11 protein-coding genes and 2 pseudogenes are annotated in these 15,276 nt (G+C 63.5%); 1 reads left to right on the forward strand and 12 read right to left on the reverse strand.

The window, feature by feature from the left end; genetic code table 11:
* From KCI33_RS17330 to KCI33_RS17385, 12 genes and pseudogenes are all read right to left on the reverse strand, one after another.
* A pseudogene (locus tag KCI33_RS17330) lies at positions 1 to 314 on the reverse strand (NAD(P)(+) transhydrogenase (Re/Si-specific) subunit alpha); the annotation flags it as partial.
* Entirely contained in the window at positions 311 to 2,053 is a 1,743-nt protein-coding gene (locus KCI33_RS17335; RefSeq protein ID WP_212526063.1) for a dihydroxy-acid dehydratase, read from the reverse strand. The pseudogene KCI33_RS17330 and the gene KCI33_RS17335, both read right to left, overlap by 4 nt.
* 6 nt (positions 2,054 to 2,059) lie before the next feature.
* A complete protein-coding gene (locus KCI33_RS17340) occupies positions 2,060 to 3,502 on the reverse strand; it encodes an NAD-dependent succinate-semialdehyde dehydrogenase (RefSeq protein WP_212526064.1) in 1,443 nt (480 codons plus the stop codon).
* 11 nt (positions 3,503 to 3,513) lie between these two features.
* Positions 3,514 to 5,406, reverse strand: coding sequence for a thiamine pyrophosphate-dependent enzyme (locus tag KCI33_RS17345; protein WP_212526065.1), 1,893 nt, complete (start codon positions 5,404 to 5,406; stop codon positions 3,514 to 3,516).
* Positions 5,406 to 6,905, reverse strand: a complete 1,500-nt coding sequence (locus tag KCI33_RS17350) for a tripartite tricarboxylate transporter permease (RefSeq protein WP_212526066.1) — start codon at positions 6,903 to 6,905, stop codon at positions 5,406 to 5,408. Before KCI33_RS17350 ends, KCI33_RS17345 begins: the two co-directional genes overlap by 1 nt.
* A gap of 5 nt (positions 6,906 to 6,910) precedes the next feature.
* Positions 6,911 to 7,411 (reverse strand): tripartite tricarboxylate transporter TctB family protein, encoded by a 501-nt coding sequence (locus KCI33_RS17355; RefSeq protein ID WP_212526067.1) that lies wholly within the window; start codon positions 7,409 to 7,411, stop codon positions 6,911 to 6,913.
* 22 nt (positions 7,412 to 7,433) lie between these two features.
* Positions 7,434 to 8,399, reverse strand: a complete 966-nt coding sequence (locus KCI33_RS17360; RefSeq protein WP_212526068.1) for a tripartite tricarboxylate transporter substrate binding protein — start codon at positions 8,397 to 8,399, stop codon at positions 7,434 to 7,436.
* Positions 8,400 to 8,462: 63 nt separating this feature from the next.
* On the reverse strand, positions 8,463 to 9,518 hold the full coding sequence (locus KCI33_RS17365) for a molybdopterin cofactor-binding domain-containing protein (RefSeq protein ID WP_212526069.1): 1,056 nt from the start codon (positions 9,516 to 9,518) through the stop codon (positions 8,463 to 8,465).
* Positions 9,518 to 11,443 carry a molybdopterin cofactor-binding domain-containing protein gene (locus KCI33_RS17370; protein WP_212526070.1) on the reverse strand — a complete coding sequence of 642 codons (1,926 nt, stop codon included), beginning with the start codon at positions 11,441 to 11,443 and terminating at the stop codon, positions 9,518 to 9,520. Before KCI33_RS17370 ends, KCI33_RS17365 begins: the two co-directional genes overlap by 1 nt.
* Positions 11,436 to 12,356, reverse strand: coding sequence for an FAD binding domain-containing protein (locus tag KCI33_RS17375; protein WP_212526071.1), 921 nt, complete (start codon positions 12,354 to 12,356; stop codon positions 11,436 to 11,438). The genes KCI33_RS17370 and KCI33_RS17375 overlap by 8 nt, the downstream gene beginning before the upstream one ends.
* 27 nt (positions 12,357 to 12,383) lie before the next feature.
* Positions 12,384 to 13,541: a zinc-binding dehydrogenase gene (locus KCI33_RS17380; RefSeq protein ID WP_249139133.1), complete on the reverse strand. Its 1,158-nt coding sequence runs from the start codon at positions 13,539 to 13,541 to the stop codon at positions 12,384 to 12,386.
* Positions 13,542 to 13,576: 35 nt separating this feature from the next.
* Positions 13,577 to 14,422 carry an IclR family transcriptional regulator gene (locus KCI33_RS17385; protein WP_212526073.1) on the reverse strand — a complete coding sequence of 282 codons (846 nt, stop codon included), beginning with the start codon at positions 14,420 to 14,422 and terminating at the stop codon, positions 13,577 to 13,579.
* 415 nt (positions 14,423 to 14,837) lie between these two features.
* Here KCI33_RS17385 and KCI33_RS18000 point away from each other — a divergent pair.
* Positions 14,838 to 15,005 (forward strand): annotated as a pseudogene (locus tag KCI33_RS18000) (tyrosine-type recombinase/integrase); the annotation flags it as partial.
* Between the last annotated feature and the right edge of the window lie 271 nt (positions 15,006 to 15,276).

A 15,276-nucleotide genomic window follows, 5' to 3' on the forward strand; every position in this document is an offset into this window, starting at 1 on the left:
TCAAGCAGAGCCTCGTTCTGCGCCGGCCAGAAGAAGCTGATCAGCGTCTGACCCTTCACCAGACGCTTCGCCTCCGTCTCCGAGGGCTCGCGAACCTTCGCCACGACATCCGCCCGGGCCCAAAGCGCCGCCGCATCCGCGACGACCGACACCCCGGCCGCGCGGTAGTCCTCATCGGAGAAACCCGCGGCCTCGCCCGCTCCGGTCTCGATCAGGCAATCGAATCCCAACTTCTGGATCATCGCGGCCGACTCCGGCGTCATCGCCACGCGGGCCTCGCCCGGCAAGACCTCCTTGGGAACTCCGAATTTCATCGGCTGCTCTCCTCGATATCATCGTCGGTTTTTCCAACCGGCTGCAGAAACGCGAAATCGCACCCCTCGTCGGCCTGAGTCACCTCTGCCGCGTAGAGCCGGTCGTAGCCGCGCCGCTCCTCCAGTGGCTGAACGGAGGGGGCCCATTCGGCGCGGCGGCGCTCAAGCTCTGTCTCATCGACCAGAAGTTCGATGCTCTTTTTCGCGACCGAGAGGCGGATCCTGTCGCCCGTCCTCACCAACGCCAGCACCCCCCCGACCGAGGCCTCGGGCGTGACGTGCAGCACGATCGTGCCGAAGGCCGTGCCCGACATGCGCGCATCCGAAATGCGCACCATGTCCTTCACGCCCTGGGTGCTCAACTTTTTCGGGATCGGCAGGTAGCCCGCCTCCGGCATGCCCGAGGCGCTCTTGGGCCCAGCGTTCTGCAGCACCATGAAGTCATCCTCGGCGATATCGAGATCGGGGTCGTCGACCCGCGTTGCCAGATCCTCCAGAGAGGAGAACACGACCGCCCTTCCCTCCTTCTCGAACAGGTTCTTATCAGCGGCGGAACGCTTCAGGATCGCCCCCCGCGGCGCAAGATTGCCGAAGAGCGCCACCAGACCGCCCTGCGGCTCGAGCGGCGCGCTCGCCTTTGCGATCACTCGGTGATCAACATAGCCGGGATCCTTCTCCAGCCGGTCGCCCAGGGTCTCACCGGTGACGTCGATCGTGTCGAGATGCAGAAGCGGCTTCAGCTCGCGCAACACGGCACCCACACCGCCTGCGTGGAAGAAGTCCTCCATGTAATGCGAGCCCACCGGCTTGAGGTTCACCAGCACCGGGGTGGTGTCGGAGAGCTCGTTCAGCCGCTCGAGCGCCACCTTGATTCCGAGCCTCCCGGCCACGGCGGTCAGGTGAATGATGGCATTGGTCGACCCCCCGAGCGCCAGAAGCATACGCAGCGCGTTCTCCACTGATCTCTCTGTGATGACCTGGCTCGGCCGGATCGGGTTGGCGATCATCCGCGCCGCTGCCATGCCGGATGCTTCGGCCGCACGCAGGCGATCGGCGTGGACCGCCGGGATGGCGGCCGTTCCCGGCAGCGACATCCCCAGTGTCTCGGCGATGCAGGCCATGGTCGAGGCGGTGCCCATCACCGCGCAGGTGCCCGCCGTCGTCGCCAGGCGCCCTTCGATATCGTTGATCTGATCGGTCGTGATCTCTCCGGCCCGGTACTTGCCCCAGAAGCGCCGGCAATCGGTGCAGGCGCCAAGCCTCTCTTCGCCATAGCGCGAGGTCATCATCGGTCCGGCGACAAGCTGAACCGCCGGCAGATCGGCCGAGGCCGCGCCCATGAGCTGCGCCGGCACCGTCTTGTCGCATCCGCCGATCAGGACCACCGCATCCATCGGTTGCGCACGGATCATCTCCTCGGTGTCCATCGACATGAGGTTCCGAAACTTGAGGCTCGTGGGGTTCAAGAACACTTCGCCCAGCGAGATGGTGGGGAACTCGATGGGCAGGCCGCCCCCGAGCAGGACCCCCCGTTTCACCGCCTCCACCAGTTCCGGAAAATGCCGGTGGCAATTGTTGAAACCCGAAAAGCTGTTGGCGATCCCGACGATCGGTTTCTTCAAGACATCCCGCGAATACCCCATCGACGCGGCGAAGGAGTTGCGGAGATAAACCGAGAAATCGCGGTCGCCATAATTGGTCAGGCCCCGCGCGAGGCCCTGTTCATTCCTGTCTGTCATTTGAGTTTATCCCACGAGTCTGATCTTGACGTATTTGGGGTCGAGGTAATCGTGGATGCCCAGCGATCCGCCCTCACGCCCCATGCCGCTTTCCTTCACGCCGCCGAACGGGGCCTCGGCCGTGGCCAGAAGCATCTCGTTCACGCCCACCATGCCGAGTTCGAGATCCTCATAGGCCCGGGTCGCGACACTCAGATCGTTCGAAAAAACGTAGCCGGCGAGGCCGAAAGGCAAGGCATTCGCCCGTTCGATGACCTCGTCGTAGTCGCGGAAGGTGGTGATCGGCGCGATCGGGCCAAAGGGCTCCTCGTTCATCACCAGCGCGTCGTCGGGCACGCGGCCCAGAACGGTCGGTTCGATGAAATATCCCTTGTTCGATCCGGCAGGGGTCTTGCCGCCGGCCAGTAGTTCGGCGCCGCGCGCGACGGCATCCTCGGTCATCTTCTGGATCGTCTCCAGCCCGCGCCGGTTGGCCATCGGACCGACCTGCACGCCCTCGTCGAGACCACGGCCGATTTTCAGCGACTTCGCGATCTCGGCGAAGCGCGAGGCGAAGGCGTCATAGCTTTTCTCGTGCACATAGAAGCGCGTGGGCGAGATGCAGACCTGCCCGCAATTCCGGAACTTGGTCGGCGCGCAGATATTCGCGGCTTCCACGGGGTCGAAATCGTCGAACACGACGACCGGCCCGTGGCCGCCCAGTTCCATCGAGACCTTCTTCACCCCCTCTGCGGCAAGCGACAGGATCTGCTTGCCCACCGGCACGGAGCCGGTGACGCTGACCTTGCGCACGATGGGCGAGCGGATGAGCTGCGCCGCGATCTGTCTGGAACTGCCCGTCACCATGTTGACGACACCCGGCGGGATGCCAGCGTCGTGGCAGGCCTGCACGAGCGCCGCGCAGGAGGCGGGCGTCTCTCCCGCCGGCTTGACGATGATGGCGCAGCCTGCGGCAAGCGCCGCGGCCATCTTCCGCGCCGGCAGAAGCGCGGGGAAGTTCCAGGCGGAGAAGGCCGCGACGACCCCCACAGGCTGATGGATCACCGCCATGCGGCTGTCTTGCGTCCGGGCCTCGATGATCTGGCCATAGATCCGCTTGGTCTCTTCCGAGTACCACTCGAACTGGTCCGCGGCCGCGCCGGTCTCCCCCCGGGCCTCGGCCAGCGGCTTGCCCGTCTCGAGCGACATGAGGGTCGCGATCTCCTCGGTGCGCGACCGGATCAACTCGGCCACGCGGCGGATCTTCGCGGCGCGCTCCCAGGTGCCAGTGCGCTTCCAGACCTTGAAGCCCTCTTTGGCCGCCGACAGCGCCTCCTCGATATCAGCCTCGGTGGCGACGGCGATATTGCCGATCACCTCCTCGGTGGAGGGGTCGGTGACGGACTTCGTGGCATTGTCCGAGGCTGGCCGCCAATCGCCGCGGATATAGAGATTAAGATCGTTGTACATGGGCATCTCTTTTAGATCGTTGCGTTCAGGTATTGGGACTGGACATCGTCGACCCAGTTGCCGACGTTCCAGGACCCGTAAGCACCCATTCCCCCAAGCGAGTCCGGACCCGAGTAGACCGGGATGTGAACGAGCGAGAGACCGTCATGGGCATAGGCCTCCTCCAGCGCCGCGTTAAGCTCGTCCCGGCTTGCCCCACCGAAGAGCGCCTTGACGCCCCCGACTGCGCCCGCAAGCGCAACATAGTCGACCGCGACAGAGTCGTTCGTCTTGAACTCCTTGCCGTACTGCTCCAGCTGAAGCCCGGTGATCGCAGCCATCCGCCGGTTGTCGAAGAGCGCGATCATGCCCTTGACGCGGTGCTCCACGGCGTCGATCAGGATTTGCGGGTTCATCATGAAGGATCCGTCGCCGGTGAAGGCGATGCCGTATTTGGCCTCCTCGACATAGGCCGCGCCCAGAAGCGCGGATCCCGCGAACCCCATGAAAGATGCACCGGTCTCGGTGAAGGTCTGGCCGGGCTCGTCATCTTCGACCAGCTGGAAGCCGTTCGCCTGCACGTCGCCGGCGTCGAAGAACTTGATGGCTCCCTTCTTCTTGGCGAAGTCGGCCACCGCGTGGATCGCCGCAGGCTGTGCGAGCACCGGACGCTGCCAGACCGGATCGAGGATGGGAGCAGCGTTGATGCGCTTTGCCTTGAACTCAGTCCATTCCTTCTTCTTGGCTTCGCAATCCTTGAGCCATTGCTTCCGTCGTCCAGCCCCGGTGTCCTCGCCAAGCGCGGCAAGGAGTTTCTCGATCACCGCCGAGATGTCACCCGGCAGTCCAACCGTGTTGGCATAATGGTGCAGGTCGTCAAAATCGCCGTTGATGTTCAGCGCGGCCCGCGCGTTGGGATAGCCGATACCGGAGCAGTCGGCTTGACAGACGCCTCGGCTCCCGATGAAGACCACCGCCTCGGCGTTCTGCATCGCGTAGTTGCCGCTGATCGACCCCTTGGAGCCTCCCACATGCATGTTCTGCGCATGGGAATCCATTATGACCCCGGTCGATCCGGGCGACAGCACCACCGGAGCACCGATCTTGCAGGCGAAGTCGCGCACCGCCTCCGCGTGCCCGCGCGTGCCGCCGCCGGCCTTGATCACCACCTTCTCATGGGTCCGCAACAGCGCAACGGCCGCCTGGAAATCACCGTCACCCGCAGGCGCCAGGGCCGGGATGCGGTTGCGCCCGGGCAGGGTGCGGATGTTGAACTCGGCCCGCTGGGGCTGTGTGTTGATCGGAAGGAGTATGAAGAAGGGGCCCGCCTTGTAGGGGTGGTGCACGCAGGTTGAACCGCGGCGCAGGCATTCCCTGAGCGCGCCAGGCGTGTGCAGCGTGTAGGATTGGCCCATGAGGGCCGTCACCTTGCCGAAGATCCCCTGCTCGGGCTTCGGCACCTGCTGCATGTTGTAGCCTTCGCCCCGGGTCGTCTCGTCTCCATAGATATGGTAGACGCCCACCCCATTCGACGACGCCGCGAGAGAGCCGGCCATCGCCTGAAGCCCGCCCGGCCCGATCGACGTCACGACCGCAGGTGTCTTGTTGTAGACCCATGCATAGGAGGTCGCGGCATGGGCCATCTCGACCTCGTTGCGGCAGTTGATGACGGTCAGCGCCCCTTCTTCGTGGTAGATCCGCAGGACCTCTCCCAAGTCGGTCGAGCCGTGGCCGAAGATCGCGTAGAACTGCGTGACGCCTTGTTTCATAAGGCCGATGACCAGCGCCTCCGACAGAGTGACCTCAAGGGTATCCCCCTCTGCCTCGTCCAGCAGGGCCTCGTCCACGGGTCTGACAGCAAGCCGGATGGCACGCGCGCGAATTTCCTGTTCGGCCACTTCGGGCACTCGGTTCTTGTCGAGCATTATGCTTTGACCTTCTCCTGGGGATTTCTTCTGAACTTCAGCTCGCTCACAACCTGGAGCCCGATGACAAGCAGGGCCAGCGTGAAGAAAAGCAGAGCTATGGGTGAGGTTAGGAAGATGCCGGCCTTGCCGCCGGAGAGCATCATCGCCGTGCGGAACTCGTTTTCCAGAGTCGGCCCCAGCACCATGCCGAGAATGATCGGCGTGATCGGCACCCTGAGGGCGACGAATACATAGGCGAGCACGCCGATGACCCCCATGGCGTAGATGTCGAAGGCGCTATTGCGGATCGAATAGGCGCCGATGGCGCAGAGAACCAGGACGGCGACGGCCAGCAACTCGCGCGGGATCTTCAGAACGTGGACGAAGAAGCGGATGCCGACGAGTTGCAGCGCCAGCACCCAGACATAGGCAATGACCACCGCGATATACATGCCGTACACCTCGGTCGCATGCTGCATGAAGAGTGCCGGTCCCGGGGTGATGCCGTGGATCATGAGGCCGGCGAGAACGATGGCCGTGGCCGGGTCACCCGGGATGCCGAGGGACAGAAGCGGGATCAGCGTCCCGCCAGTCACGGCGTTGTTGGCCGTCTCGGGCGCGATGACGCCCTCGATATTCCCTTTGCCGAAGGAGTCGCGTTCCTTCGAGAAGCGGCGGGCATGGTCGTAAGCGAGGAAGGAGGCGATGGCACCGCCCGTTCCGGGAATGGCCCCGATCCCGGTTCCAAGCACCGAGCAGCGAACCATCAGCCAGACCTTCCGCCAGAGCAGATTCAGCGAGGGCAGATGGGCCCGGATCTTCGCAACCCGCGTGGGTGCCACGTCCATTCTCTGCGTCGCGACCTCGATGATGAAGGGTATGGCGAACAGCCCGATCATCGCTACGAGCAGGTTCACACCCTGCAAAAGATTCACGCTGTCGAAGGTCATGCGCGGGACGCCGTCGATCTCGTCCAGGCCGATCGTCATCATCATCAGGCCGAGCACACCGCTGATCAGCCCCTTGATTATCGAGCCGCCGCAGAGGCCGCAAATTGTCGACATGCCGAAGAGAACCAGCGCGAAGATCTCCGCGGGCCCGAAGCTGATGGCAAGGCGCGAAACAAGATCGACGGACACAATCATGACGATCAGGCTGAAGATGCCGCCAAAAACCGAGACGATTACGGCGGTGCCGAGCGCGATGGATGCTTCCCCCTTCTTTGTCATCGGATAGCCGTCGAGCACGGTCGCGGCGGCGGAGGGCGTGCCGGGGATGCCCAACAGGATCGCCGATACCGACCCGCCGGTCATGCCGCCGATATAGGTCCCCAGCAGAAGACCAATCGCCGCAACCGGCTCCATGCTGAATGTGATCGGCAGGGCGAGTGCCAGTGCGACCGTGAAGGTCAGACCGGGGATCGAGCCAAAGATGAGGCCGATCAGGACCCCGAGGCCGACCGCGCCTATGGCCGACGGCAGAAAGGCAACACTCGCGGCTTGGAGAAAGAGTTCCATGATGGTTATCCCAGATCGATCCAAGTGCCACTGGCGAGGTAGATGCCGAGCAGCTTCTCAAAAACCAGCCAACAGCCCAGCGTGAGGCCGAGAGACATACCGAAAAGGCGGCGAAGGGAGCGGATGCGCAGGTTCAGCATCATCACCAAGAGAATGACCACGGGCGTCGCGATCAAGAAGCCGAGTTTCTCGAGCAGAAAACCGTAAAGAACGAGTTCGCCGAGAAGCAGCGCGCTTGGCAGCCAGTGGATCTTCTGACTGAGCTGCACTTCCTTCCCGCCAGGGGCGACCACACAGAGGTCTTCCCGATCAGGCGGCCACGACGTGACGAACAGGAGGGCCGCCAGAGCCAACAAGATAAGCCCGAAGGCCAGCGGAAAGGCCCGTGGGCCGATGTCTCCGTCACCGTAGCCCGGAGGAATGGTAGAGAGGACCTGCCACGTCCAGGCCCCAGCCAACAAGAACATTACGCAACTGAAGACAGTATCCTTGCGACGGTCAGTCATCTCCCACTCCTCCGGTTCTCGGTCACATCGCCATGCCGAGTTTTTTCAGCAGATCGCCGTAGAATTTGTCGTCTTTGGCGATCAGCTTTCCGAACTCCTCAGACCCTTGGTAAGCGGGCGAGAAGCCGATATTGCCCGCGGCCTTCTGGAATTCTTCGCTGTCCACGGCCTCTTCCGCCGCGGCTGCGAGCTTGGCGACGACGTCCTCTGGCGTGCCAGCCGGTGCGGCCAGGCCGCGCCACATGGAGATGTTCACGTCGACATCCTGCTCCATGGCGGTAGGCACGTCGGGGAGGATGGCCACGCGTTCGTCCCCGGTCACGGCCAGCACGGTCAGATCGCCAGCTTCGACATAGGACTTGAACTGGCCCGGCCACTGGATGGCGGCGTCGATGCGCCCGGCCAGGAGTTCAACAGGCGCCTTGCCCTTGCCGTAGGAGATGTAAGCGACCTTGTCACCGATCCCCATGGCGTCAAAAAGCGCCGCGGATGTGAGGTGCGTGAACGACCCCTTGCCGGAGATACCGACGCGCAGGATCTTGTCCGAGGATTTTGCAGCCTCGGCCATGTCAGCGAGCGACGTCCAGCCGGTCGAGGCGTTGACTGCCAGCGCCGGGATCTCAATCGACACGCGCGCGATCGGCGCGAAGGCCGAGTAGTCGAAGGGCACATGGCCCGTATGACGCGCTGTGTTGATGGAATTTGAGTTCCAGACGATGTTGTAGCCGTCCGGCGCAGTGCCCACGACGTGGGAATAGCCCACTGCGCCCCCGCCACCGGTGCGGCTGACCGGCACCACCGGCTGGCCAAGCGCGTCGGACATGAGTTCCGACAGAAGCTGGGCGATGGTGTTGGCGGTGCCGCCGAACAGCACGGTCATCTCGACCGGTTTTTCGGGGAATTCCGCCTTGGCAGCCCCGCCCAGCGCCACGAGGGCCACCGCGGCGATCGCCGTAACGGCACCCCGGATTCGATATGTAAACTTCATTTTTTTCCTCCCTTGTTGTTTCAGGCGTGGCGGCTCCTCATTTCCGCCGCGCCCAGATTCGCACTAAGTCGCACTTCTCTCGTGCAACCGCGCACGTTCTTCGCGATTGGCGTTTGCGATCATCTGACGGTCCGAGGAATGCTCCCGCAGCGCCTTGAGGATCTTCTCCGGCGTCGCCGGCAAGGATTTTATGCGCACACCAATCGCGTCGTAGATGGCATTCATGATGGCCGGCGCCGTCGGCACGAGCGCCGGCTCGCCGATCCCCTTGGCCTGTAGCGGGCTTTCGGGATCGGGATCCTCGACGATCACGCAGTTGATCTGCGGCACGTCGAGGGATGTCGGCAGGATGTATTTGGCAAAACCGTGGGTGGTCGTGTGCCCGTCGACGGTAATGTATTCCTCCATCAGCGCCTGGCCGAGCCCCTGCACCACGCCCCCTTCGATCTGCCCCTCGACACCGCGCGGGTTGATCGCACGCCCCACGTCGTGTGCGGCCCAAATGCCCAGCACCTGCACCTCGCCGGTATAGGTGTCGACCTCCACCTCGGCGACCTGAGTGCCAAAGACATACGCCTGCCAGGGCGCGCCACGCCCGTCCACCGGATCAAGCCCGGTGCCATGCGCGGTGAAAGAGGCCGATCCCAAAGGAACCACGCCCCTGCCCTTGCAGATGGCGACCGCGTCAGACATGGAGATGCGCAGGTTGGTTTCGAGCGCCCAGATCTCCCCATTGAAGGCGCGAAGCTGATCGGCCTCGACCTCCCAATGATCCGCGATCTGCTCGAAGAGCACATTCCTGGCTTCGCGCGAAGCGAGCGCGACGGAATTGCCGATCATGTAGGTCTGGCGCGTGGCCCCGGCATGGGCCGCCTCGGGCGAACGGGCAGTGTCGTTATCGCCAATCGTCACGTCTTCGGGTCGGATACCCAGCTCGTCGGCTGCGACCTGCGCGAGGACGGTCAGGATACCCTCGCCGATCTCGGTCACGCCGGTCACGATCTTGGCCGTGCCACCGTCATCGAGTTCCGCCCAGGCCCCGGCACGGTCGATGGTTGCCGTGCGCGCGATCCCGTACCAGCTTGCCGCCATGCCGCGGCCGCGTTTCGTCCTCGTCATCACGCAACCCTCTCGCTGTCTTTGGTTTTCTCGGAAGCGCCCGATCTCTGGCCCTTTTCGGCCCCCGAAACCTCCGCGGCAATCCGGGCGCCGAGCGTGCAGGACTTCCGGGTGTCAGGACCGTCCAGATCCTGCCGGGTCGCGCCGCGGACTTTCGGGGCGCCCTTCTCCCAGCGGGAGGCTTTCTCTGCCGCGTCCAGGACCCTGTCGAGCGAAGCGGTCTTCAACGCCTGCTGAGTATGGGTCAGGGATCCGATCTTCATCATGTTGATCCGGCGGATTTCGAACGGATCGAGGTCGAGCGCCTCGGCAGCCATGTCCATCATGCTCTCGGTGGCGAACTGCGCCTGCATGCCGCCGAAGGTGCGGAAGGCACCGGAGGGCGTGTTGTTGGTATAGACCGCGCGGGTGTCGACCTTGAGGTTTTCGATCTCGTAGGGGCCGCAGGACAGGATCGCCGCCTTGCGCATGACGCCTTCGCTGGACATTCCGTAGGCGCCGCCGTCGGAGAGCATGCTGAACTCGACCGCGGTGATGCGCCCGTCCCGTTTCAGCCCCATCCTGTAATGGACGCGGGAGGGATGGCGCTTGGCCGAGGCGATGAGGCTTTCCTCACGGGTGAAGTTCAGCTGCACCGGCCGATGCGTCTTCATCGCGGCCAGCGCCAGCATCCCCTGATAGATCATGTCCTCCTTGCCGCCAAAACCGCCGCCCACGGGGCTCATGATGAAACGCACCTTGTTGATGGGCTTGGCGATGATGTCGGCCAGCATGTGCCGGTGGTGGGTGATGTTCTGCGAAGGCGAAATCACCGTGACCACGTCATCGGCATCGACATAGGCGACGCCCGCCTCGGGCTCGAGATAGGCATGCTCCACCTGTTGGGTGGAGAAGTCGTCCTCAAGGATGAGGTCGGCCTCGGCAAACCCCTTCTCGACATCGCCCTTGCGCACCGGGATATGCTTCACGACATTGCCCGGCGCGTAATCGTGGATGACCGGAGCGCCGGGCTTCAGCGCTTCCTCGGCATCGAAGAGGCCGGGCAGCACCTCGTATTCCACCTTGATCTTGGACAGGGCCCGGCGCGCGGTCACCAGATCCTCGGCCGCGACGGCGGCGACGGCCTCGCCCACATGGCGGACCTTGCCGCGTGCCATGATCGGCTGATCGTGCACGAAGACCCCGAAACCGTCCTTGCCCGGGACGTCATCGGCGGTGATCACGCAAGCGACCCCATCCATCGCCTCGGCCTCGCTCGTGTCGATCGAGACAATCCTGGCATGGGCATGGGGCGAGCGCAGGACCTGCATCTGCAGCATGTCCGGCAACTTCATGTCCGCGGCATATTTCAGCCGGCCCGTGACCTTGGACGGCGCATCGAGGCGGCGCACATTGTGGCCGATATAGGATTCCCCAAGCGGTTCGTCTTCGTCGAGCACGCCGGCCGGGGCTTCACCCGCCACGACGGAACGCGCAATCTCCACCGCCTCGAAGATCTTGGTGTAACCCGTGCAGCGGCAAATATTGCCGCCGAGGCGCTCCTTGATCTCCTCGATCCCGGCTTTCGGGTTCTCGCGCAGACAGGCGGTGGCCGCCATGACCATGCCCGGGATGCAGTAGCCGCACTGGCTCGCCCCGGTCTTGTGGAAAGCCTTTTGCACCGGCGTCAACTCGCCGGGCTTGGCAAGGCCCTCGATGGTTTCGATTTTCGCGCCATTGGCCTTGGCCGCCGGCATCAGACAGGATTTGACCAGCTTGCCGTCCACGAAGACCGAACAGGTCCCGCATTCCCCGGCGCCGCAGCCCTCCTTGGTGCCGGTCAGGTTCAGATCCTCCCGCAGGAAATCGATCAGGCGTTTGTGCGTATCGGTTTCCTTCACAACCTTGCGGTTGTTGACCTCCATTTCGAGCTTCATCTTAGGCATCGACCGTCTCCCCGGCGTCCTGGAACTTCACCTCAATGTCTGGCTGGTTCGCCAGAGCCTCCTCGAGTGCCGCCCGGACGAAATTCACGACCACCTCTCGGCGGTATTCCTTACGGCTGCGTGATGCGACCATGTCGCCCGCACCTGCAGCAACCCGCCGGATCAGCGCCCGCGACACGCGCTCACCCCGCATCGCGCTTTCGATCGCGCTTAGGCGCATGGGCCCCGGACCGACGCCGCCCAAGGCAAGGCGGACATCCTCGAACACCCGGCCGGAACTGTCCGTCTTGACCAGCGCCGCGCAGCAGGCGACCGAAATCACGAGCGAGCGGCGCTGGCCCACCTTCTGGAACGCCCCGCCATAGCCGTTGGCCGCATCGAGGATGACAGCCGTCGCGATCTCGCCCGGCTGGATTCGGGTGCGGCCGGGGCCTTCGATGAAGTCCACGACCGGCACGCAGCGGCGCCGGATTTCGCCGTCCTCCAGACGGGCGAGCTCGATCTCGCCGTTCAGCGCGACGACAGGCGGCGTCCCGTCGGCGACCGGCGAGGCATTGACAAGATTCCCCGCCAGCGAGGCCTGCTGGCGGATCTGGTCGTCGGCGAACCAGATCGCGCAGTGCGGCATGCACGGCAGGGCCCGCCGCAGCGTGTCATTGGTCAGAAAGTCCTGATAGACAGTGTTGGCGCCAAGGCGCACACGTCCCTTCTCGAACTTTTGACCGCGCAGTTCGCCAATGCGCGTCACGTCGATCAGGGCGGGCAGATGCACGTCCCCAGCCCGCCCGTCACGGGCCCAGGGCAGGATATCCGTCGCACCGGAGACGAGCCGGCTGCCCTCCGGCGCATCCGCCCACAAGGCAAGAGCCTCCTCCAGGCTCGTCGGTAGATGATACTCGTCGTAGATCAGCATCGCTCGTCTCCTCCCGTTTCCGAACGCTTATTCGGCGGCCACCTTCTGGGCCTGGGCGTGCTTGTTCTTCACAACCACCTTGATCGCGTCATCGACCCGGTCCTTGGCGTAGCGCAGCGCTTCCTCCAGATCCTCCATCTCGAAGGTGTGGGTATGGATCAGCGAGGCGTCGAAGCGCTTCTGGCGCATGAAAGCCTCGGCGCGGTGCGTCGCGCTTTTGCCTTCGCCACGAATGCCGAAAAGGTAGATGTTGTTGCGCACCAGGTAGGCCACATCGACCTCGGGGCTGTTCCCGGGGAAGGCCGCAAGGCAGATCTTCCCGCCGCGGTTGACCATCTGCGCCGCCTCGTTGAGGCCGTTCGGCGCTCCGGCGCATTCGACGACATAGTCGACGCCCTTGCCGCCGGTCAGCTCGCGCACCTTCTGCACGGCGTCTTCGTTGCGCACGTTGATGACGTGATCGGCGCCGAGTTTCTTGCCGATTTCGAGACGGTTGTCGCGGGTGCCGGTCAGGATGACGGGCTGGGCGCCAAGCGCCTTCGCCACCGCCGCGCCGAGCAGGCCGATCGGCCCCGGGCCGGTGACGACCACGCTCTCGCCCGCGACCAGGCCACCGAGCTCGGTCAGACCGTACATGGCGGTCCCTGCGGTCACGACGAGCGTTGCCTCCTCGTCCGACATGGAGTCGTCGACATGCACCAGCGTGTTGATGTTGTTCACGGCATATTCGGCGAAGCCGCCGTCAGTGGTGAAACCGTTCGCGCGGTGCCCCTTGTCGACATCGCCGTAGTTCTTGCCGTAGTTGTGGCAGGAGGTGTACATGCCCTGGCGGCAGCGCTTGCACTGGCCGCAGCCGGCATGGATTTCGACCGTGACGCGTTCGCCGATCTTATGTTCGTCGACACCCGGGCCCAAGGCCACGACCGTGCCCATGTATTCATGGCCCGGCGTGAAGTTCTTGTTGAACGGATCGCCGCCCTGGATCATCGCCGGCGGACCGTGGTGGATGATCTCGAGGTCCGTTGCGCAGATGGCGACCGCGTCGATGCGCACAAGCACCTCAGCCTTCTTGGGCGCTGGCACGGGCTTCTCCGTCAGCGTCAGTTGCCCAGGATCCCCAAGCACCCAAGCCTTCATCTTTTCCGGGATCGGAAAGTCCGAACTCACGGTCACGTTTTCGGGCATTCCCATTGTTTCTCCTCCGTTGCTAACCATGCTCTTCAACGCCGCGCGCCTTGGAGCTTTCTGGAAAAATCGTTGGAAGCCGCGATCATCTCGCTGATCACCGCCTTCCTGTATTCGTCGGTCGCCTCGCGGGCTGGCAGGGTGGTCGAAATCGCTCCGACCACGGCACCGCCGCCTTCGCGGAGCGTGGTGCCGATGCAGACGACCCCGCTGCGGAACTCCTCGTCGTCGATCGCATACTTGCGGCGACGCACGAGCCGCAGTTCCTCCATCAGGCCGGAAAGGGTCGTGATCGTTTGGGGAGTGTAGCCGTTGAGCCCGTTGGCAGAGATCACCCGCACGAGTTCGGTATCGGGAATCCAGGCCAAGATCGACTTGCCGGTGGCCGTCGCGTGCAGCGCAGTCATCTTTTCGATTTCGTCCGGTTCCTCGACCCGGGCCTCCGGATCGGGAAAACTCAGCTTCGTGATCAACGAGGTTTCACTGAGCACCGCGAACTGGACACCACGACCGAGCTGTTGGCCCAGCGCCATGAGATCGTCTTTGAGTAGAACCGACGGGTCCGTTTCGCGCTCGGCCAATTCGTTCAGATCCCTGATCTTTGGCCCCAGAGCATATCCCCGAGTGCGGCTCAGGTGCGTCAGGTATCCGCAGTTGACCAGCGTGGACACGAGGTGGTGGCACGTCGAGGAATTCAGCCCGGTGCGCTCTGCCATATCCGAAAGCGTCAGACCTTCGGGCTCGCTCGCGACCTCCTCCAGCAGGAGCAGCGCACGCTCGACGGACTGAATCGTCCGGCCAGGCGACTTTCTTTCGTTCGCCTCTACCCCAGTCAACGCCTCAGATGCCTGGCGCCCGCGTGTCTTGGTACTCGTTGTCACGTTCTGTCCTCCGGCTCCAAACTTCCCAATAGATCACGATTCCCGCAAGTTATTTTCCCATTATCATATTCATTTTGATATTATGAAATTTCAGGCGATATCCTGCCCCATTCGCCCCATAAGCCCCCCACTGCCGTGCGCGCCAGCAGTGAGCGCGCAACTCAGTACGCGACCGCATCAAACAGAGCGCCGAGAAACGCGAGTTCTGGGAAACCGCCATCGCCGTCACCACAAGCGACGATGACCTGTCCAAAGGCCATGCCGAGTACCTTGAGGCACGGCTTATTCAGCTGACGGCGCAAGCAGGCCGTGTAACGCTCGACAACGGAACGCAACCAGACACCAGCCGCCGCAGACTGCCCGAAGCCGATGTCGCGAATATGGAGCAGTTTCTCGCAAACATGCGGATCATTCTGCCGGTAGTCGGACTAGACATGCTCAAACCACATACATCACACGGCTTGCGAACAAGGGAGTGGGAGTACGCTTGCTGGCTGAACTAGCCGGACACAGCCATATAAGCACGACGCAACGCTACATCGACGTGAACGCAGAGCAGCTCGCTAGTGCATGCGCGGTGTTAGATGGCTATAGTGCCGCTCGATCATCCCAATCGATGTGCCCATCTGCTTGGCTAATGCGTGGATATCCATGCCGTCGTTGACTAGCGCGAACGTCGCGTAGGTGTGGCGCAGGCTGTAGAGTGTGCGATCCTGCCCGGTCTTGGGGCACTTGAGCAGACCGGCATCTTTGAGTGACCTGCCCCCCGGTGGTCCCTCGTTCATAACGAGAGTCTGCGGGTTTGGGATTGGTAGTTGGGTTGGTCGGTTTGGGCAAGCGCGCCGGGAGCGGAG

The sequence above is a fragment of the Actibacterium sp. MT2.3-13A genome, from assembly GCF_018139985.1.
In the GTDB taxonomy this organism is placed as follows: Bacteria; Pseudomonadota; Alphaproteobacteria; order Rhodobacterales; family Rhodobacteraceae; genus JAGSOU01.